The following is a 1,596-nucleotide window of genomic DNA, read 5'->3' as shown; positions in this document are numbered from 1 at the left end:
TAGGTTGAGACGTGATGCGTAGCCGATTGAGGCGAAGTAGAGTGATCCTATGCTGCCGAGAAAAGCCTCTAGCGAGTGCGTGCACGGCCCGTACCCCAAACCAACACAGGTGGTCAGGTAGAGAATACTAAGGCGATCGGGTGAACTGTGGTTAAGGAACTCGGCAAAATGCCCCCGTAACTTCGGGAGAAGGGGGGCCAAGGTGCCTGAAGCCTCTTGCAGGCTAGGGCGCAGTGGCCGCAGAGACCAGCGGAAAGCGACTGTTTACTAAAAACACAGGTCCATGCGAAGTCGCAAGACGATGTATATGGACTGACGCCTGCCCGGTGCTGGAACGTTAAGAGGACCGGTTAACCCCTTTGGGGGTGAAGCTGAGAATTTAAGCGCCAGTAAACGGCGGTGGTAACTATAACCATCCTAAGGTAGCGAAATTCCTTGTCGGGTAAGTTCCGACCTGCACGAATGGCGTAACGACTTTCCGGCTGTCTCAACCACAGGCCCGGCGAAATTGCACTACGAGTAAAGATGCTCGTTACGCGCGGCAGGACGGAAAGACCCCGGGACCTTTACTATAGTTTGGTATTGGTTTTCGGTTCGGCTTGTGTAGGATAGGTGGGAGACTGTGAAGCTGGCACGCTAGTGTTGGTGGAGTCGTTGTTGAAATACCACTCTGGTCGGATTGGGAATCTGAACCTCGGACCATGATCTGGTTCAGGGACAGTGCCTGATGGGTAGTTTAACTGGGGCGGTTGCCTCCTAAAGAGTAACGGAGGCGCCCAAAGGTTCCCTCAGCCTGGTTGGCAATCAGGTGTTGAGTGCAAGTGCACAAGGGAGCTTGACTGTGAGACAGACATGTCGAGCAGGGACGAAAGTCGGGACTAGTGATCCGGCACCACCTGGTGGAAGGGGTGTCGCTCAACGGATAAAAGGTACCCCGGGGATAACAGGCTGATCTTGCCCAAGAGTCCATATCGACGGCATGGTTTGGCACCTCGATGTCGGCTCGTCGCATCCTGGGGCCGGAGTAGGTCCCAAGGGTTGGGCTGTTCGCCCATTAAAGCGGCACGCGAGCTGGGTTTAGAACGTCGTGAGACAGTTCGGTCCCTATCCGCCGCGCGCGTAGGATACTTGAGGAAGGCTGTCCCTAGTACGAGAGGACCGGGACGGACGAACCTCTGGTATGCCAGTTGTCACGCCAGTGGCATGGCTGGTTGGCCACGTTCGGAAGGGATAACCGCTGAAGGCATCTAAGCGGGAAGCCTGTTCCAAGATGAGGTATCCCACCCCATGTGGGTTAAGGCCCCCAACAGACCATTGGGTTGATAGGCCAGAAATGGAAGCACAGTAATGTGTTGTCGAGTTGACTGGTACTAATAGGCCGAGGACTTGCCCACGAAGATGTTACGCATCCACTCTACAGCTCTGAAACACCACACAACCCTCACGGGGATTTGTGGGGGAGTGTTTCACAGTGTTTCGGTGGTTATAGCGTCAGGGAAACGCCCGGTCCCATTCCGAACCCGGAAGCTAAGCCTGACAGCGCCGATGGTACTGCAACCGAAGGGTTGTGGGAGAGTAGGACACCGCCGGACTAAC

General features: G+C 55.5%; 2 rRNA genes (1 of these 2 only partly in view). Both read left to right on the top strand.

Annotation, left to right across the window (positions count from 1 at the left end):
• Positions 1–1,394 (top strand): 23S ribosomal RNA (locus tag AC0685_RS43410) (it extends 1,275 nt beyond the left edge of the window).
• Between the two features lie 81 nt (positions 1,395–1,475).
• A 5S ribosomal RNA gene (rrf, locus tag AC0685_RS43405) occupies positions 1,476–1,592 on the top strand.
• The last annotated feature ends 4 nt before the right edge of the window (positions 1,593–1,596 follow it).

Source organism: Amycolatopsis sp. NPDC043889 (genome assembly GCF_056435645.1).
The sequence above is the reverse complement of the archived record's forward strand: the minus strand, read 5'-3'. Positions and strand labels throughout refer to the sequence as shown.